The following is an 18,111-nucleotide window of genomic DNA, read 5'->3' as shown; positions in this document are numbered from 1 at the left end:
ATGACCGACGCACAAGGCTTTGACGCGCTGGCCAGCCTGTCCAGCAACCCGGTGGCCGCTTCGGTGGAACCCCAGATCGACGCCCAAGGCCGCGCCTACGCGACCGGCAAGCGCAAGAACGCGATCGCTCGCGTCTGGATCAAGCCGGGCAAGGGTTCGATCACCATCAACGGCCGGGACCAGGAAGTTTACTTCGCCCGTCCGGTGCTGCGCATGATGATCGCCCAGCCTCTGGAAGTGACCGATCGCCTCGGTCAATTCGACGTCGTCGTGACCGTGGAAGGCTCGGGCCTCTCGGGTCAAGCCGGCGCCATCCGTCACGGCCTGTCCAAGGCTCTGACCCTTTATGAGCCCGGCCTGCGCCCGGTCCTGAAGCCGCACGGCTTCCTGACCCGCGACAGCCGCGTGGTCGAGCGTAAGAAGTACGGCAAGGCCAAGGCCCGTCGTAGCTTCCAGTTCTCGAAGCGCTAAACGCGGCTCGCACGCGTTTGGAAGAGGGCGCTTCGGTCATCCGAAGCGCCCTTTTTCTTGTCCATTTCACCTTATGTCTGGATCGGAGTCCGCCATGGCGAACGCCCCCAAGGTCTTCATCGACGGTGAAGCCGGCACCACCGGCCTGCAGATCCGTGAGCGCCTGACTGGCCGCACCGACCTGCAGCTGGTCTCGATCGATCCCGACAAACGCAAGGACGCCGCCGCCCGCGCCGAGATGCTGAACGGCGCGGACGCCGTGATCCTGTGCCTGCCCGACGATGCGGCCAAGGAAGCCGTGTCGTTGGTGACCAACCCCGACACCGTGATCATCGACGCCTCGACCGCCTATCGCACCGCCGAGGGCTGGGCCTACGGCTTCGCCGAACTCGACAGCGAGCAACGGAGCAAGATCGCCGCGTCCAAGCGGATCTCCAATCCGGGCTGCTATCCGACCGGCGCCATCGCCCTGACGCGGCCGCTGGTCTCGGCCGGCATCCTGCCGCCGGAGCTGCCGGTCTCGTACAACGCCGTCTCGGGCTACAGCGGCGGCGGCAAGGCGATGATCGCCGAGTTCGAGGACGAGAGCGCCGCCAACCACACCAAGGTCCCGTACCGCATCTACGGGCTGTCGATGAGCCACAAGCATGTGCCGGAGATGCAGAAGCACGGCGGCCTACTGAGCCGGCCGATCTTCATGCCCGCCGTGGGCCGCTATCTTCAAGGCATGATCGTCGAGATGCCGCTGCACTTCTCGACTCTGAATGGCGCGCCGTCGTTGGGCGACATCCACGCCGCGCTCTGCAAGCACTACAAGGGCGAGAAGTTCATCGAGGTCGCCTCGCTGGAGGAGGCCAAGGGCCTGTCGACCCTGGACCCCGAGGGGCTGAACGGCACCAACCGGCTGAAGCTGTTCGTGTTCGGTTCGGACACCAGCGGCCAAGCGCGCCTGGTGGCCTTGCTCGACAACCTGGGCAAGGGCGCTTCGGGCGCGGCGGTTCAGAACCTGAACATCGCCCTGGGCCTGAAGGAAGACGCGGGCCTCTAGGCCTCGGCGTCTACACTCGCCAGCGGTAGTGGCCGGCGGCCTTGTGCAGCTTGAACACCCATAGCGGCTCCTCTCGAACGCCGTCGCCGATATTGTGCGCCACGCGCGCATGCTGCGGGCCGTCGACCACCACGCCCAGGTGCGGACGGCCGCCGGCGGCCAGCCGCCAGGTCAGCACGTCGCCGGGCTGGGGCGCGTCGAACCCGTCCCCGCTGAATGGCCGCGAGCCGCCGACGGTCAGCTGGGCGTCCTGACGCGCGAGGTAGGTTTCCAGGTTCAGCACCCGCCGATGGTCGATATTGGCGTCTGGCCTGGTCAGGCCCCAGGCCCGGCGCGAGGGATAGGCCTCGAAGGCGCGGACCATGTCCTCGTGCACCCGCTTCTGCAGATCGACGTTCCAGGCGTCACGGGCGGCCCGGATCAATACGTCCGAACAGACGCCGCGCGTGCGCAGCACGTCGCCGTTCGGATAGCCGATCGAGCGGTAGCTGGGATCGTAGTCGACCGTGATCCCGATCTGCGCGCGGGCCGCCGCGGCCAGTTTCGCGCCCGCATTCTGGATCAGGGCGTGGCTGGGCCCGCCGCGCGCCAGGAACGGCGTGGCGGCGAACATTCCCAAGGCTGTCCGACGGTCGAGCGTGAGCATGGCGCGGAAGCTTAACCGCGATCCTGGCGACTTTTGGGCGAACGCGGGTCTTTGCGCGATCTTAGTTGTCTTCAACCTCTAGAAGACGTGGGCCGGAGCCGTCAGCGCCCAGGGCGTCTCCCGGATTGCGGAGTGGGCAGGCGGTCAGCGACAGGCATCCGCAGCCGATGCAATCGCCTAGTTGATCACGCAGCTGGGTGAGTCGACGAATGCGGACATCCAACTCGTCGCGCCAGTTGGTGGAAAGTCTCTTCCAGTCGTCGACGCTGGGCGCGCGATCGTCGGGCAGGGCGGCCAGCGCTTCGCGAATTTCAGAGAGAGGCATGCCCGTGCGTTGAGCCACCTTGATCACCGCCACACGCCGCAGCACGCCGCGTGGATAGCGCCGCTGGTTGCCATCGGTGCGCAGGCTGCGGATCAGCCCCTTGGCCTCATAAAAATGTAAGGCGGAAACGGCGACGCCACTACGCTTGGCGACTTCGCCGATGCTCAGTGTCGGAGGCGAAGAGGATTTCGACATCGGCGCTTGACCTCAACTATGGTTGAGGTTTTACAGGAGAGGCTCCTAAGCAGGCAACCACCCAGGAGCTTTCATGACCCTCGCCGTTCAAGACCAAAACGCTGACGCCGCCCAGTCGGCCAAGCCGGCGCTCAGCATCAGCGTCATCCGGATCAAGCCTGGCCACTTCGAAGAGTTCATGGCCCTTCAGACCGCGCATCTGGAGCGTATCCGCGGCACGGTTCCGGGCGTGCGCGGCGGTCGGCTGTTCAAGTCGTCCGAGAAGAACACGATCGTCTTCGTGTCGGCCTTCGAGACGGCGGAGGACGGCGAGCGATTCCGGCAAGACCCTCGGTTCCGCGAGCACCTGATCCGCGCCGGCGCGCTGATCGAGAGCAACGAAGCCTTGTCGGTCGAGCTGGCCTACGAAATTGGCGTGATCTGACGCGGGAGACGTCGCGGCCTCAAGGCTGCGACTTCACCATCACGAAGCTGCCTGGCGCGTCATCGAGCGGCTTCAACGGTCCTTTGATCGGATCGCGAGCAGGGACTTGTTCGCCCGAACGCGCGCGCAGCCAGGCCGCCCAATGCGGCCACCACGAGCCGGGATGCTCCTCCGCGCCCGCGATCCAGTCGCCCACGTCGCCGGGTAAGCCGTCGTTGGTCCAGTGCTGGTACTTCTTGGCGTCTGGATGATTGATCACCCCGGCGATATGGCCGGAGCCCGCCATGGTGAAGGTCACCGGCCCGCCGAAGGCCTTGGCCCCGCGATAGACGCTGCGGAACGGCGCGATGTGGTCGTCCTTGGACGACTGGACGTAGATCGGGGTTTTTACCTTCGACAGGTCCAGTTGCTCGCCGCCCAGGCTGAGCTTGCCCGTGGTCAGGGCGTTGTCCTTGTAGAAGTTGCGCAGATAGAACAGATGCAACGACTTGGGCATCCGCGTCTGGTCGGCGTTCCAGAACAGCAGGTCGAAGGGGCGGGGCTCCTTGCCCATCAAGTAGTTGCTGACGAAGAACGACCAGATCAGGTCATTGCCGCGCAGCGCGTTGAAGGTGTCGGCCATCGATTGGCTGGGCAGGAAGCCGCCGGCGGCGTCCATCTGCTGCTCGATCGACTGCAGCCATTCCTCGTTGGTGAACAGCAGCAGGTCGCCGGCCTCGGCGAAGTCCTGCTGGGCGGCGAAGAAGGTGGCCGAATTGATCCGCTTGTCGCCGCGCGCGGCCATGTGGGCCAGGGCGACGGACAGCAGCGTGCCGCCGATGCAGTAGCCGACCGTATTGACCTTATCGACGTCGCACTGGGTCATCACCTGCTGGGTCGCGTCGTAGATCCCCTCGAGCATGTAGTCCTCGAAGGTCTTGGCCGCGAGCTTCTGGTCTGGGTTGACCCATGAGGCGACGAACACCGTGAAACCCTGGCCAGTCAGCCAGCGGATCATCGAATTCTCGGGGCGCAGGTCCAGGATGTAGAACTTGTTGATCCACGGCGGGAAGATCAACAACGGGATCTCGCTGACCGTCTCGGTGGTCGGGTTGAACTGCAGCAGCTGCAGGATGTCGTTCTGGTAGACGACCTTGCCCGGCGCCGTGGCGACGTTCTCCCCGACCTTGAACTTGGCCAGGTCCGTCTGGCTGATCGCCAGCTGACCGCCGCCACGATCGAGGTCGGCCGCGAAGTTCTCCATACCGCGCACCAGGCTCTGGCCTTGGGTCTGCACAACCTCGCGCAGGGCGGCGGGGTTAGAGATCAGGAAGTTCGACGGCGAGAACGCGTCGGTCAGCATCTTGGTGAAGAACTCGACCCGTCGCTTGCTGGCCGGATCGACACCGTCAACCTCGGCGATCAGGCCGTTCAGCCAGTTCGACGACAGCAGGTAGGACTGCTTCATCAGGTCGAACATCGGGTTGGACGCCCAGTCGGGATCGTTGAAGCGCTTGTCGCCGGCGGCTGGCGCGACCACGGGGGCGACCTCCTCGCCGGCGGCGCGACGGGCGGTGGTTTGCCAGAGATCCATGTATTGGCTGAAGAGGTCGGCCTGAGCTCGCATCAATCGATCGGGCTGGGCCGCCAGGCGAGACATCACCTCATTCAAGGCCGGGGCGACGTGGAAAGGGTCGGGCGTCAGGGCGGCCGGGCGGTCGGCTTGGCGTAGCGCCGCTTCGGCGATCGCGCCCTGGGCGGTGACGGCGGCGCGGGCCAGGTTGGCCGACAGGGTTTCGACCATCCTCAGCTGGTCGGGCGAGAGCATGGTTTCGAACGGCGGGAAGGGCGGCGCGCCGGGACCCGGGTTTCCGGATGCTTGGGAGCCTGGAGGCGGACCCGCCGATTCGGTCTTTGGCGGCGGAGCGGCTTCCAGCTTGGCCTTGGACTTCGAGCTCTTCGACGCGGCCTTGGCTTGGGGTTCGGGCGTCTCGACCTTGGGTGCGGCTTTCTTCTTAGGCTTTGAAGCCGCCTTCGCCGTGGCCATGAGGTTTCCTCCGGTTGTCCAAGGGCAGTTCGCGAAAAGCGGCGCCGAACGCCTTTCGCTCGCCGCGATCATCGCATAAGACCAGAACCAATGAACGGCGAAACCCGCAAAATTGTACGTGTCGCTCTGATCGTCGGCCTCGCCGCCGGCGCGGCCGCGTGCGTCGCCAGCCCGTTCAAGACGGCCAAGGTCGATCCCAGCTCGCCCGTCGCCGCCGCCGCGACCGCCGCGGCCAAGACCAACGCCTCGTACCGCAAGTTCTCGGACATTCCGGCGATCCCGACCGACGTCCCGACCGCCGACCAGATCCGCGCGGCCGTCGTCAAGCAACAGGTCGCCGGCGAAGCCCTGACCAAGGCCGTCGCTCCGAACACCTGGGAGCTGAAGGACACCGAGACCTACGCCTCGAAGGCGCGTCGCGACGTCAAGCCGCCGGCCTTCGAAGCGCCGACCGACGCCGATCGCGCCGCCACCGAAGCCTTCGCGCGCGCAGCTCGCGGCCGAGCTAGCGCGCCTCCGTCCCAGCCCTAACGGGGCGACGGAGGCATAATCTTCCTTGAACCGGCTTGGCTCGACCCCGCTTGGGGTCTATCCATGCCCGACTTTTCGCTCCCAAAGCGCCGAAGCGGCGCATAGAGCCCTCATGAGCACCGATTTCCACCGTATCCGTCGTCTGCCGCCGTACGTCTTCGAAGAGGTCAACAAGATCAAGGCGCGCCTTCGCGCCGAGGGGACCGACATCATCGACTTCGGCATGGGCAATCCGGACATGCCCACGCCTCAGCACATCGTCGACAAGCTGATTGAGACGGCGCGCGACCCCAAGGCCGGTCGCTACTCCGCCTCGAAGGGCATCCCCGGCCTGCGCAAGGCGATGGCCAACTACTACGGCCGCCGTTTCGGCGTGAAGCTGAATCCCGACACCGAGGTGATCGCCACCCTGGGGTCCAAGGAAGGCTTCGCCAACCTGGCCCAGGCCCTGACCGGTCCCGGCGACGTGATCATCTGCCCGAACCCGGCCTATCCGATCCACGCCTTCGGCTTCATCATGGCCGGCGGCATCATCCGCCACGTGCCGGCCCTGTCGCCGGAAGAGTACCTGTCCAACATCAGCCGCGCGGTGAAGCACTCGGTGCCGCCGCCCAGCGTGCTGATCCTGTCCTATCCGTCCAATCCGACCGCCCAATGGGTGGATCTGGACTTCTACAAGGACGCCGTCGCTCTGGCGAAGAAGCACGATCTGCTGGTGATCAGCGATGTCGCCTACGGCGAGATCTATTTCGACAACAACCCGCCGCCGTCGATCCTGCAGGTCGAGGGCGCCAAGGACATCGCCGTCGAGGTCAACTCGCTGTCGAAGACCTACGCCATGGCCGGTTGGCGCGTCGGCATGGTGGTCGGCAACGCCCGCATCTGCGCGGCCCTGGCGCGCGTGAAGTCGTACCTGGACTACGGCGCCTATACGCCGGTCCAGGTTGCGGCGGCTGCGGCGCTGAATGGCCCGCAGGACTGCGTCGACGAGATCCGCGGCATCTACAAGAGCCGGCGCGACACCCTGATCAAGTCGATGAAGGGCGCGGGCTGGGACATCCCCAATCCGCCGGCCTCGATGTTCGCCTGGGCCAAGATCCCCGAGCAGTACCGCGAGGCCGGATCGATGCTGTTCTCGCGCCTGCTGATCGAGGAGGCCGGCGTCGCCGTCGCTCCCGGCATCGGCTTTGGCGAATATGGCGAGGGCTATGTCCGGATCGGCCTGGTCGAGAACGAGCACCGCATCCGCCAGGCGGCGCGCAACGTGAAGAAATTCATCGCCAACGCCGACTCCATCCTGGCCAAGGCCCACAACAAGATGGAACAGGCCTGAAACAGGGCTCGTCCGGACGGCGTAACGAGGATTCGAAGATGACGAACAAGACCTGGCGCGTCGGCGTCGCGGGCCTGGGCACCGTGGGCGGCGGCCTCCTGCAGTTTCTAGCCGAGCGCCCGGCCTTCGCGCCGGCCGGCGATCGCGCCGTGGTCACCGCCGTCTCGGCTCGGTCCAAGTCGCGGCCGCGCACGGTCGACATCTCGAACCTGGCCTGGTTCGACGATCCCGTGGCCCTGGCCGCCTCGCCGGATGTCGACATCTTCGTCGAACTGGTCGGTGGCTCGGACGGCCCGGCCAAGGCCGCCGTCGAGACGGCGTTGAAGGCGGGCAAGCCGGTGGTCACGGCCAACAAGGCCTTGATCGCCGAGCACGGCGCCGAGTTGGCCGCCCTGGCCGAGGCCAATGGCGCGCCGCTGCTGTTCGAAGCCGCGGTGATGGGCGGCGTTCCCGCCGTGAAGATGATGCGCGAAGCCCTGGTCGGCGACGACATCGTTTCGGTCGCGGGCATCCTGAACGGCACCTGCAACTTCATCCTCTCGGAGATGGAGAAGACCGGCCGCTCGTTCGCCGACGTGCTGCGCGAAGCCCAGGGCCTGGGCTATGCCGAGGCCGATCCGACCATGGACGTCGGCGGCTTCGACGCCGGCCATAAGATCAGCATCCTGGCGGCCCTGGCGTTCGGCTGCGCCCCCAACTTCGCGGCCGCCGAGATCGAGGGCATCAGCGACGTCGAACTGCTCGACATCAAGCTGGCCAAGGATCTGGGCTACCGCATCAAGCTGGTGGCTAGCGCGGCCAAGACCGACGATGGCGTCGCGGTGAAGGTGCATCCGTCGCTGATACCGCTCGAGCATCCCCTGGCCCAGGCCGGCGGGGCGTTGAACGCGTTGTTCATCGAGGGCAAGCGGATCGGCCGGATCTTCGTCCAGGGCCCGGGTGCGGGCGCGGGTCCCACCGCCGCCGCCGTGGCCGCCGACATCGCCGACGTGATGACCAAGGCGGTGCGTCCGGTGTTCCAGGCCCCCGCGGGCGAGCTGGCCTCGTTCATGCCCATCGATCCGGCTCGAGCCGTGGGCAAGGCCTATCTGCGCGTCATGGTCCAGGACCAGCCGGGCGTGATCGCCGCCATCTCCGAAACCCTGGCCGAATGCGGTGTTTCGATCGACAGCTTCCTGCAAAAGCCCGTCGAAGGCGCGGGGGGCGTGCCGATCGTGCTCGTTACCCATGCGACGCCAGAATCGAACCTCCTGGACGCGATTAGCCGCATCGAAAAGCTGCAGACCGTGCTAGAGCGTCCCCGCCTTCTGCGCGTCGCGCGCATCTAAACGACCCGCCGAAAAGGCGGGCGCCAAAGGCGACATTGGGAACAAGGTCTCCTTTTCCGGGGAGGCCGGGAGAGACGGATGAGTTCGAACACCCTGGACCGCTCGCTGGTCCTGGACGCGGTTCGCGTGACCGAAGCCGCCGCGATCGCGTCGTGGACGATGCTGGGACGCGGCGACGAAATGGCCGCCGACCAGGCCGCCGTCGATGCGATGCGCAACGCCTTGAACGAGCTGAACATCGACGGCGAAATCGTCATCGGTGAAGGCGAGCGCGACGAGGCGCCGATGCTCTACATCGGCGAGAAGGTCGGCACGGGCAAAGGCCCCAAGGTCGACATCGCCCTCGATCCGCTGGAAGGCACCACGCTGGCGGCCAAGTCGCAGCCCAACGCCCTGACCGTGATGGCCTGGGCGCCCAAGGGTACGCTGTTGAACGCGCCCGACACCTACATGGACAAGATCGCGTGCGGTCCCGGCCTGCCGGCCGGCGTCATCGATCTCGACAAATCGCCGGCCGAGAACATCAAGGCCCTGGCCGAGGCCAAGGGTGTCGCGCCGACTGAGATCACGGTCTGCGTGCTGGATCGCCCGCGTCACGCCGAGATCATCGCCAACGTCCGCGCCGCCGGCGCCCGCATCCATCTGATTACCGATGGCGATGTGGCCGGGGTGATCAACACCACCGACCCTTCGACCGGCATCGACCTTTATCTGGGCTCGGGCGGCGCGCCGGAGGGCGTTCTGGCCTGCGCTGCCCTGAAATGCGTCGGCGGTCAGTTCCAGGGGCGGCTGCTGTTCCGCAATGGCGACGAGCGCGCTCGCGCCGCCAAGTGGGGCATCACTGAGCTCGACAAGAAGTACGACCTGCACGACATCGTCCGCGACGAGGCGATCTTCGCCGCCACCGGCGTGACGCGCGGCGGGCTGTTGGACGGCGTCGTCTATCGCGACGGCTGCGTCCATACCCACACCCTGGTGATGAACTCCTCGACGGGCACCGTCCGCGAGGTCCGTATGAAGCGGAAGGTCTGAGACCTTCCTGTCACGGCCGTCCTGTAGGGCGGCCGTTTCGCTTTCTGGTTTCGAGGTTCCCATGACTTCCTTTGTCGACTTGGCCGCATGGCTCGCGGCGGAGCCGGCGGACGCCGCCCTCAAGGACGTCGTCCAGACGATCGCGGCGACCTGCGCCCAGATCAGCCGCGTCGTCGCCTCCGGCGCCCTGTCGGGCAGCCTGGGCGCGGCCGGCAGCACCAACGTGCAGGACGAGGAGCAAAAGAAGCTCGACGTCATCACCAACGACATGCTGAGCCAGGCCCTGAAGGGCTGCGCGCCTGTCGCCGGCCTGGCCTCGGAAGAGCTGGAAGAGGTCGAACCCACGGGTCGCGTCGGCGGCTATCTGGTGACCTTCGACCCGCTGGACGGCTCCAGCAACATCGACGTCAACGTCTCGGTTGGCACGATCTTCTCGGTGCTTCCCGCGCCGGCCGGTTGTGCGCCGGCGGAGGCTGATTTCCTGCAGCCGGGCCGCAACCAGGTGGCCGCGGGCTATGCGGTCTACGGTCCGCAGACCATGCTGGTCCTGACGCTGTCGAGCGGCGTCAACGCCTTCACCCTCGACGCTGATGGGCAGTGGCTGCTGACCCATCCGACCCTCGGCGTGAAAGCCGATACCGCCGAGTTCGCGATCAACATGTCGAACCAGCGCCACTGGGCCGAGCCCGTGCGCCGCTATATCGACGGCTGCCTGAGCGGCAAGGACGGCCCGCGCGGCAAGAACTTCAACATGCGCTGGATCGCCTCGATGGTGGCCGACGTCCATCGCATCATGATGCGCGGCGGGATCTTCCTGTATCCGTGGGACGCTCGCGAACCCGAAAAGCCCGGCAAGCTGCGGCTGATGTACGAGGCCAACCCGATGAGCCTGATCGTCGAACGGGCCGGCGGCAAGGCCACGGACGGCGTCACCCGCATCCTCGACATCCAGCCGACCAAGCTGCACCAGCGCGTGCCGGTGGTGCTGGGCTCGGCCAACGAGGTCGAGGCCGTGCGAGCGGAAATGAGCGCCTAGCGCCTCCTTGCGTCCGGGACTGTCGCCGCCGTGTCGCATGGAGCGAATCCGTACGAACGAGTAGTCTGCCGCCATGGCCGCTGACGGTGTCTCCAATATCGCCTCCGACGCCTTCCTGGGCGTCGAACGTTCGCTGAGCGGCCGCGCCTGGCGTGAGCGCCCGGCGGACCTCGCCGTGGTGCGCGACCTACAGCAGCGCCACGGTCTGATCGAGCCCTTGGCTCGGGCCCTGGTGTCGCGCGGCGTCTCGCTGGACGGCGCCGAGCACTATCTGCGCCCGACCCTGAAGGCGCTGTTCCCCGATCCGTCCAGCTTCACCGACATGGATCGAGCGGCCGAGATCCTGATCGACGCGCTGGAGCAGGGCCGGCCGACCATGGTCTTCGCGGACTACGACGTCGACGGGGCCACCAGCGCCGCCCAGTTGGTGCGCTGGTTCCGTTACATGGGCGTAGAGCTGCCCATCTACATTCCCGACCGGCTGACCGAGGGCTACGGCCCCAGCCCGGCGGCGTTCCGCACCATCCGCGAGGGCGGGGCCGAGCTGGTCGTCACCCTGGACTGCGGCGCGGCGGCCTATGACGCCATCGCCAGCGCCGCCGAGATCGGTCTCGAGGTCGTGGTCATCGACCACCACCTGATGCGTGAAGACCCGCCGGCCGCCGCCGCCGTGGTCAATCCCAACCGGCCGGGCTGTCAGAGCGGACAGGGGGTCTTGGCCGCCGCCGGCGTGACCTTCGTGCTGCTGGCCGCCCTGAACCGCGAAGCGCGCAAGCGCGGTCTGTTCACCGACGAGCGTCCGCAGCCGGACCCGCGCCAATGGTTGGACCTGGTCGCCCTGGGCGAGGTCTGCGACGTCACCCAGCTGGTCGGTTTCAACCGCGCTCTGACGGCTCTGGGGCTGCGAACCATGGGGGCCTGGGCCAACCCCGGGCTGAAGGCCCTGTTCGCGGTGGGCAAGGGCTCGGGCGACCCGTCCGTGTTCCACGCCGGCTTCATCCTGGGGCCCCGGATCAACGCCGGCGGCCGCATCGGTCGCTCTGATCTCGGCGCGCGCCTGCTGTCGACCGACGACCCTGTGGAAGCCGCCGCCTTGGCCGAGGAGCTGGACGGCCTCAACACCGAACGCAAAGCGGTCGAGGCCGCCGTGGTCGAGGAGGCCGCGGCTGTGCTCGAGCGTGGCAACTTCAATACCGACGCACCGGTGATCGTCGTGGCGGGCGAGGGCTGGCACCCCGGCGTGATCGGCATCGTCGCCGGCCGCCTGCGCGAGCGTTATCGCAAGCCTGTCGTGGTGATCGGCGTCGATCGCGCCGCCAATGTCGGCAAGGGTTCGGGTCGATCGCAGCCGGGCGTGAACCTGGGCAGGGCGATCCAGGCCGCCTTCGAGGCGGGCCTGCTGATGGCCGGCGGCGGTCACGCCATGGCGGCGGGGCTGTCGATCCGTCCGGAGATGATTCCCGAATTCCGCGCCTTCCTGGAGGAGCGGCTGGCCGGCGAGATGGAAGCGGTCGGCGTCGAATCGGTCGAGATCGACGCCCTGGTCCAGCCGCGCGCGGCGAATCGGGCGCTGCTGGATGACTTCCAGCGCCTGGCGCCGTTCGGTCCGGGCAATCCCGAGCCGATGTTCGCCTTGACCCAGGTGCGTCCCGACCGCGTCTCGGCCCTGAAGGGCGGGCACGTGCGCCTGGATCTCGTCGGCCCCACGGGCGACCGGATCAAGGCCATCAGCTGGCGCAGCGCCGAGACGCCGCTGGGCCAGCGCCTTCTGGCTGGTGGCGGGACTCTGGACGTGGTGGGTAAGCTGAAACCGGACGACTACATGGGCCGCAACGGCGTCCAGCTGGAGATCGAGGACGCCCACGATCCGAGGGCGCGCTACGCGCTCTAGCTGGGTGGCGTGGACGGACTGAAAAAACGACTTGGAGCGGGTTGCGCACCCCAAACGACGCGGCTATACACCCGCTTCCTCGCGGGGCCGCGGTCCCTTCGTCTATCGGTTAGGACGCCAGATTTTCAATCTGGAGAGAGGGGTTCGACTCCCCTAGGGACTGCCACCCGCGAGGCCATATCTCGACGATGTTCCGCTTCGGCGTGACGTGGTCCCTTCGTCTATCGGTTAGGACGCCAGATTTTCAATCTGGAGAGAGGGGTTCGACTCCCCTAGGGACTGCCATCTTCGGCTGTATTTCAGAATTATTGCCAGAATGTAGCTGCGGCGAAATGTCGCGGATCGCGTCCGCACGTCATTTTGACGTGATTTCGTCATTGACGGCTCTCGTCACGCGAGAACACTGTTCTTGTAGTGCTCGCTCCGATGGGCTGATTGGGCGAGCCAGAGGGGTGGGATGTCTGGTTATGATTTCGAGGACGCTGCGGCGCACGAAGAGTTCGTGCGCATCAGCGGGAGGGTGAAGTGGTTCGACGCCGGCAAGGGTTACGGGTTCATCGTACCGGATGATCCGGGCCAAACCGGGCTGAAGGACGTGCTTCTACATGTGACATCGCTGCGCAACTGCGGCCGCGAAACCGCCATGGAGGGGGCGGTGATCGTGTGCGACGTGGTGCGGAGGCCGAAAGGCTGGCAGGTCAGCGAGGTCGTCAATCTCGACGAAAGTTGCGCGCCCGCGCCGCTCGAGCGGCAAAAGCGGACTTTCGCCGATGGGCCGCCGCGCCGGGACCCCCTCAGAGAAGGTCACGGGCGTCACGCCTTGACCCCCGAGGGGCCGGCCGAGCACGCCAAGGTCAAGTGGTTCAACCGCACCAAGGGTTATGGCTTCGTGATTCGCGACGCCGAACCGGGCGATATCTTCGTGCATATCGAGACGCTCCGTCGGGGCGGACTTGAGGACCTGCAGCCGGGCGACGACGTCCTGGTGCGGTTCGCGCGGGGGCCCAAGGGCCTGGTGGTCGCGGAAATCACCGCCGGCGACGTCTGACTTCCGCCGCCTCGACCCGGACGCTAGTCTCCTCGGGGGCTGGCTTTTTCGGCGAGGTGACGTGTGGCGCGACGGATGATCGACAGGCGAGGCCTGCTCGCCGGGTTGGCGCTTGGCGTCTGCGCGAGCGGAGAGGTTTGGGGCGCGCCCAAGCTGGAGGCGGTGGAAATCGTCACCAGCCGCGGCCGCGCGCGCTTTCAGGTCGAGATCGCCGCCACCCGGGCCGAGCAGGCGCGGGGACTGATGTTCCGCAAGGCGCTCGCGCCCGATCGGGGGATGCTGTTTGTCTACAAGCGGCCGCAGCCGGCGGCCTATTGGATGAAGAACACCCTGATCCCGCTGGATATCATCTACATCCAGCCGGACGGCAGGATCCTGTCGATCGTCCGCAACGCCCGTCCGCACGACGAGACGCCGCTCCCGTCGGGAGGGTTGGTGCTGGGTGTTCTGGAGATCGCCGGCGGCCGCGCGGCGCAGCTTGGCGTCCTGCCAGGCGACCGCGTCCTGCACCGGATCTTTCCGAAGGCGTGAACAAGACGCGAAGTTGAGCGCGGCCTTTGTTGATCCGCGCGCCGAACCCCTGTAGAGCACGCGCCTGCCGATGTTTCGGAGCGTAGCGCAGTCTGGTAGCGCGCCTGGTTTGGGACCAGGATGTCGCAGGTTCGAATCCTGCCGCTCCGACCATCGGCAAGTACTTTGGGAGAGGTCCATGCTGGCCCGCATCTATCGCCCCGCCAAGAACGCCATGCAGTCCGGCAAGGCCAAGACCAAGGACTGGGTGCTGGAGTTCGAACCGGCTTCGGCCCGCAAGTCCGATCCCCTGATGGGCTGGACCCAGTCCAGCGACATGAACGGCCAGGTCCGCCTGACTTTCGAGACCCGCGACGAGGCCGTGGCCTATGCCCAGCGCCATCAGATCGCGTTCCAGCTGTTCGAGGCCAAGGCTCCCAAGCGGATCCTCAAGGCCTATGCCGACAACTTCGCGGCCAACCGCAAGCAGCCCTGGACTCACTAGGCCCTGCGGACGCCCCGGCGCGCGCGCCCTTAGCTCAGCTGGATAGAGCACTCGCCTTCTAAGCGAGCGGTCGCAGGTTCGAATCCTGCAGGGCGCGCCAATCCGCCGATTATACGATCCTGTACGCCGGAGCCGCCCCAACGATGCGGATTGGGCTCAAAAATATTTCCTCGCCGGAAGGCAGGGCTGGAGAGTTTTGGTTCAACTTAGGATTTTATAAATGTAATCTTGAGTTGCTCGCAGCTATTTTCTCAGACACGACGACGCGCTCGCCAAGGCTCCGTGCGGCGGATTTCGTCCTCTAGCGTCGCCCGAGCCCAATCGGCGCCTTTGCAGGTCGAACGACGTCCGACGAACCAAGGCTCTTCCGTCGCGGCCGCGCACGGTCGATATCTCGAACCTGGCCGCCCTGATCGTCCGCGAAGTGCGCCAACCGCTTTTTGGCGCGACCTCGCCGCCCGACCAGACATCTGGACCGCCTGCAATTGCGGGTAGGGTCTTCGAGCTATCGCGTCGCTTGGCTTAGAGCGGCCTGCCGAACATCGTCGTTGGCTTGATGTCGGAGAATTTGGCGAGGTCGGCTCGAAGCTCGGCCATCTCGGGCTTGGCGAGGGCGGCCTCCAGGGCTTCGGACGACGCGAACTCGAAGTGGGCGATCATCGCGAACGGCGGCGCCGTCGCGCCTCTTGGCACGCCCTCGATCAGCGTGACCTTGTCGGCCTTCATCACGCGCATCACCATGGGGATGTGGGTGGACCGGTAGTAGCCGGTGTCGAACCGCGCGCCGTCGTGGTTCGGGTAGATCACGTTAAAGCTGACGCTGGATTTTGGCTCCGCCGCCATGGCCGATCCGGATGCGGCGGCCGTTGTCACACCGACGCCCGCCGCCGCGGCCAATCCCAAATCGCGCCTGCTCAGCATCGTGGTGATCTTCCTCATGAGCGCCCAAGCAAGCGCGCGGCGACCGGAAACAGGCGAGCCCGTCTCGCGGGGCGGACCATACACTCAGGCCGCTCCCGCCCTCAGTCAATGCGTTCGAGCGACCGGGGCCGCCGTTCGCTGACGGCGGCGGCTAGCTAATCCTCGCCCATTTTTCGCAAGTTGGCTCGAGACGGTAGTAGTTGGCTGATGAACGGCAGGATCGCCGCGCCGACAGCCGGCGCGTCGGCCGCTGTCGCCGCACGCAGGACGGGGGCGATGGTCGGCACGCCCTCGATCTTGGACAGTCTGCGATTGAGGGCATGGATCAGGTGGTCGACGATGTCGGCCGGAAGACGGCCGCCGACATAGATGGCCTCGGGATTGACCACGCAGCTGATGTTCAGAACGGGCTCGGTCAGAAGTTCGGCGGCCAGATCGACCCATTCGGCGAGGAGCGCTTGGCCGCCGGGCGGCAAGGCCGAGAGCTCCTCTGGGTGGGACAGGCTGAAGCCGCCACGCTCCAGATGATCGTAGAGGGCTGAAAGCGACACGACGCCCTGTAGTGATCGCGCCGGGGAGCGGCGCGAGCGAACCGGCAAGAAGCCGATCTCGCCGCTGCGTCCGTTGGCCCCGCGGAAATGCTCGCCGTCGATGACCAGTCCCCCGCCCAAGCCTGAGGTGATCAGGATGTAGAAGAAGCTCGGCTTGCGTAGCCCATGGCCAAATTGCGACTCGCCCAGCGCCGCGGCGGCCGCGTCGTTCTCGACGATGATTGGCAGGTCGAAGGCCGGCGCCAGCAGGGCGCGCACGTCCACGCTGTTCCAGGCTTCGTAGTCGGCGGGTCTACGGGGCAGCTCCACCTGGCCCATGTCGTCCGGCATGGCCACGCCAAGGCCCAGGACCGGCATGGCGGAAAAGTTCCACTCCGAGAACATGCGCTCGGTCTCGTCCCGGAAGAAACTCGCCACGGCCTCGGGAGAGGCGAAGTCGATTTCACAGGTCGCGCGTGATCGCACCCGGCCGGCTAAGTCGAGCAAGACGATCGTGATGTGATCGCGGTCGATGTTCATGCCAAGCGAGAAGCAACCCTCGGGGTTGATGGCCAACTGCATGCCCGGCTGCCCTCGGCCTCCGCGCACGCGTCCCACCTCGATGATCAACTTCTGATCCAGCAGTCGCTTGGTGATGTTCGCGATGGCCGGCGGCGTCAGGCCGGTGATCGTGGCCAGGTCCGGGCGGATCACGGGGCCGACGACCCGGATTGCCTGTAGGGTCACCCGCTGATTGTAGTCGCCGGCCCGCTCGAGGTTGGTGCCCGACAGGTGCGGCCCAGCCGCCTTGTTTCTTTCCGGACGAGTTATTCCGGCGGGTCTTCGCATGGGTCGTCCTCTTCGTCTTCGACTCAAGCGCCCGTGGGCTATCAGCCCTGGAGTAATGAGCGCGTCTAGACCTGGAAAGAGGATCGCCTTCCGGAGGTCGGCGAGCCTCTTGGCCGGGGCGCAAGAGCCCCGTGGGCGCGAGCCGCTATTGGCCGCTGGTGAGTTCGGCGACGACGTCATAGGCGTCGCCGCGATAGTAGGATTGGGAAAACTCCGCCGCGCGGCCGTCCGGAAGGAAGCCGCGTCGTTCGATCAACAGGCCGGCATCGCGGACCGAGACCCCGAGACTGTCGGCCTGGGCCTTGGTAAGCGCGACCGCGCGCAAGCGCTGAAGGGCGCGCACCGGACGATAGCCCGACTGCGCGAGCGCCTCGTAGAGCGAGTCTCCAACCGCCTCGATCGAAGGCAGGCAATAGGCCGGAATGGTCGCATACTCCAACGCCATGGGCGCATCGTCGGCGTAGCGGATGCGGTGGAAGCGATAGACCGCCGCGCCTGGTGAGAGTCCGAGCGACAAGGCCTCCTCGGGCGTCACCGCGCCGAGCGAGCGATTGACCCATACGCTATGGGGGCGGCGGCCTCGCGACACCATGTCCTCGGAGAACGACGACAGCCTGGAGAAGCTCTTCTCGACGCGGCTGGTCACGAAGGTGCCCGCGCCTCGGTGGCGGCTCAATAGGCCCTCATCCACCAGGCCGCTCAGCGCCCTGCGCACCGTGATACGGGAGACCGCGTACTCCTCCGCCAGATCCCGTTCGGCAGGAATGGCCGCGTCGTGCCGTAAAACGCGGCTCTGGATGGCGCGCCTGAGCACACGTTGTAGCTGCAGGTAAAGGGGGAGGGCGTCATCGGCCTCAAGCCGGCCCACGAGGTCGGAGAAGGACATGGAACTCCCTGTGGATTTCATGGGTAGGCGCCACTGAGCACCAGTGCGCGCACGCAGCGAAGCGCGCGGATGGGGTCCGGGTCACTTGCGAGACCGTTGTAAGGGTCAGGGTAAGACCACTTGAAGCCCAGGATAAAACCTCACCAACTTGCTTTAAATTCGATCGCACACACCACGTCGTACCGAAGGCCAAGTTTGTCGCCACCTGGCCCGGGTTGCGGGGATCCGACCAAAACGCGATTGAAATATATAGCGTTCCTATACCTCTTGGGTGGCAGGAACGATCGCCTTCACGATGAGGCGGCGCCCGCAGAGTGGCAACTTTATGCGACCTTGGGAAATTATATATGAAATTTGATTTTACTATTTGACGATGCCGCCGACGCGGTCCTAGGGTCCAATTCGTATCAGGTATCTCAATGGTCCTGAATTGGTATGCATGACTTTTGAGAGCCTTGAGCGGCCGTCGCCTCGACGGTCTGGCGAGGGGGCGGCGGCGCCCAAGGGGAGGAACTCGGACATGAGCCTCAGATCACATGTGCTCCTGACGACCGCGTTGGCGGGGTTGTTGGCGGC

General features: G+C 66.2%; 17 protein-coding genes, 4 tRNA genes and 1 pseudogene. 16 read left to right on the top strand and 6 right to left on the bottom strand.

Annotated features, from left to right (window positions below; genetic code table 11):
• Entirely contained in the window at nucleotides 1–471 is a 471-nt protein-coding gene (rpsI, locus tag AC1DSO_RS10770) for a 30S ribosomal protein S9 (protein WP_477068816.1), read from the top strand.
• Between the two features lie 94 nt (nucleotides 472–565).
• On the top strand, nucleotides 566–1,519 hold the full coding sequence (gene argC / locus AC1DSO_RS10765; RefSeq protein ID WP_477068815.1) for an N-acetyl-gamma-glutamyl-phosphate reductase: 954 nt from the start codon (nucleotides 566–568) through the stop codon (nucleotides 1,517–1,519).
• A 10-nt stretch (nucleotides 1,520–1,529) separates the two neighbouring features.
• Here the strand turns inward: argC and AC1DSO_RS10760 are convergent, their stop codons facing one another.
• The gene (locus tag AC1DSO_RS10760) at nucleotides 1,530–2,165 is read right to left on the bottom strand and encodes a DUF1287 domain-containing protein (protein ID WP_477068814.1); all 636 of its coding nucleotides are present in this window, start codon (nucleotides 2,163–2,165) and stop codon (nucleotides 1,530–1,532) included.
• Between the two features lie 61 nt (nucleotides 2,166–2,226).
• The gene (gene soxR, locus AC1DSO_RS10755; RefSeq protein WP_477068813.1) at nucleotides 2,227–2,685 is read right to left on the bottom strand and encodes a redox-sensitive transcriptional activator SoxR; all 459 of its coding nucleotides are present in this window, start codon (nucleotides 2,683–2,685) and stop codon (nucleotides 2,227–2,229) included.
• Between the two features lie 73 nt (nucleotides 2,686–2,758).
• Between soxR and AC1DSO_RS10750 the strand changes: the two genes are divergently transcribed.
• Entirely contained in the window at nucleotides 2,759–3,109 is a 351-nt protein-coding gene (locus AC1DSO_RS10750; protein ID WP_477068812.1) for a putative quinol monooxygenase, read from the top strand.
• A gap of 19 nt (nucleotides 3,110–3,128) precedes the next feature.
• Here the strand turns inward: AC1DSO_RS10750 and AC1DSO_RS10745 are convergent, their stop codons facing one another.
• On the bottom strand, nucleotides 3,129–5,135 hold the full coding sequence (locus tag AC1DSO_RS10745; protein ID WP_477068811.1) for a class I poly(R)-hydroxyalkanoic acid synthase: 2,007 nt from the start codon (nucleotides 5,133–5,135) through the stop codon (nucleotides 3,129–3,131).
• Between the two features lie 90 nt (nucleotides 5,136–5,225).
• Between AC1DSO_RS10745 and AC1DSO_RS10740 the strand changes: the two genes are divergently transcribed.
• The 13 genes and pseudogenes from AC1DSO_RS10740 (at nucleotide 5,226) to AC1DSO_RS10680 (ending at nucleotide 14,449) form a co-directional block, all read left to right on the top strand.
• Nucleotides 5,226–5,666, top strand: a complete 441-nt coding sequence (locus AC1DSO_RS10740) for a hypothetical protein (RefSeq protein ID WP_477068810.1) — start codon at nucleotides 5,226–5,228, stop codon at nucleotides 5,664–5,666.
• Between the two features lie 112 nt (nucleotides 5,667–5,778).
• Nucleotides 5,779–6,999, top strand: a complete 1,221-nt coding sequence (locus tag AC1DSO_RS10735) for an LL-diaminopimelate aminotransferase (RefSeq protein ID WP_354072812.1) — start codon at nucleotides 5,779–5,781, stop codon at nucleotides 6,997–6,999.
• A 38-nt stretch (nucleotides 7,000–7,037) separates the two neighbouring features.
• A complete protein-coding gene (locus AC1DSO_RS10730; RefSeq protein ID WP_477068809.1) occupies nucleotides 7,038–8,327 on the top strand; it encodes a homoserine dehydrogenase in 1,290 nt (429 codons plus the stop codon).
• Nucleotides 8,328–8,405: 78 nt separating this feature from the next.
• Nucleotides 8,406–9,359, top strand: a complete 954-nt coding sequence (gene glpX / locus AC1DSO_RS10725; protein ID WP_477068808.1) for a class II fructose-bisphosphatase — start codon at nucleotides 8,406–8,408, stop codon at nucleotides 9,357–9,359.
• A gap of 61 nt (nucleotides 9,360–9,420) precedes the next feature.
• Nucleotides 9,421–10,395, top strand: a complete 975-nt coding sequence (locus AC1DSO_RS10720) for a class 1 fructose-bisphosphatase (protein WP_477068807.1) — start codon at nucleotides 9,421–9,423, stop codon at nucleotides 10,393–10,395.
• 73 nt (nucleotides 10,396–10,468) lie between these two features.
• Entirely contained in the window at nucleotides 10,469–12,286 is a 1,818-nt protein-coding gene (recJ, locus tag AC1DSO_RS10715; RefSeq protein ID WP_477068806.1) for a single-stranded-DNA-specific exonuclease RecJ, read from the top strand.
• A gap of 91 nt (nucleotides 12,287–12,377) precedes the next feature.
• A tRNA-Glu gene (locus AC1DSO_RS10710) sits at nucleotides 12,378–12,452 on the top strand.
• Between the two features lie 44 nt (nucleotides 12,453–12,496).
• Nucleotides 12,497–12,571, top strand: a tRNA-Glu gene (locus AC1DSO_RS10705).
• Between the two features lie 172 nt (nucleotides 12,572–12,743).
• On the top strand, nucleotides 12,744–13,334 hold the full coding sequence (gene cspD / locus AC1DSO_RS10700; RefSeq protein ID WP_477068805.1) for a stationary phase survival cold shock domain protein CspD: 591 nt from the start codon (nucleotides 12,744–12,746) through the stop codon (nucleotides 13,332–13,334).
• Nucleotides 13,306–13,865: pseudogene (locus tag AC1DSO_RS10695) on the top strand (DUF192 domain-containing protein); the annotation flags it as partial. The gene cspD and the pseudogene AC1DSO_RS10695, both read left to right, overlap by 29 nt.
• Before the next feature lie 76 nt (nucleotides 13,866–13,941).
• A tRNA-Pro gene (locus AC1DSO_RS10690) sits at nucleotides 13,942–14,018 on the top strand.
• A 25-nt stretch (nucleotides 14,019–14,043) separates the two neighbouring features.
• Nucleotides 14,044–14,349 carry an ETC complex I subunit gene (locus AC1DSO_RS10685; RefSeq protein WP_477068804.1) on the top strand — a complete coding sequence of 102 codons (306 nt, stop codon included), beginning with the start codon at nucleotides 14,044–14,046 and terminating at the stop codon, nucleotides 14,347–14,349.
• A 23-nt stretch (nucleotides 14,350–14,372) separates the two neighbouring features.
• Nucleotides 14,373–14,449 (top strand) — tRNA-Arg (locus AC1DSO_RS10680).
• A gap of 422 nt (nucleotides 14,450–14,871) precedes the next feature.
• Here the strand turns inward: AC1DSO_RS10680 and AC1DSO_RS10675 are convergent.
• The 3 genes from AC1DSO_RS10675 to AC1DSO_RS10665 all read right to left on the bottom strand — a co-directional run bounded on the left by AC1DSO_RS10675 (nucleotide 14,872) and on the right by AC1DSO_RS10665 (nucleotide 17,535).
• A complete protein-coding gene (locus tag AC1DSO_RS10675; RefSeq protein ID WP_477068803.1) occupies nucleotides 14,872–15,288 on the bottom strand; it encodes an EthD family reductase in 417 nt (138 codons plus the stop codon).
• Between the two features lie 137 nt (nucleotides 15,289–15,425).
• Nucleotides 15,426–16,649, bottom strand: a complete 1,224-nt coding sequence (locus tag AC1DSO_RS10670) for an ROK family protein (protein WP_477068802.1) — start codon at nucleotides 16,647–16,649, stop codon at nucleotides 15,426–15,428.
• 145 nt (nucleotides 16,650–16,794) lie between these two features.
• Entirely contained in the window at nucleotides 16,795–17,535 is a 741-nt protein-coding gene (locus AC1DSO_RS10665; protein ID WP_477068801.1) for a GntR family transcriptional regulator, read from the bottom strand.
• Between the last annotated feature and the right edge of the window lie 576 nt (nucleotides 17,536–18,111).

The sequence above is a fragment of the Caulobacter sp. P4_E5 genome, assembly GCF_056401555.1.
The sequence above is the reverse complement of the archived record's forward strand: the minus strand, read 5'-3'. Positions and strand labels throughout refer to the sequence as shown.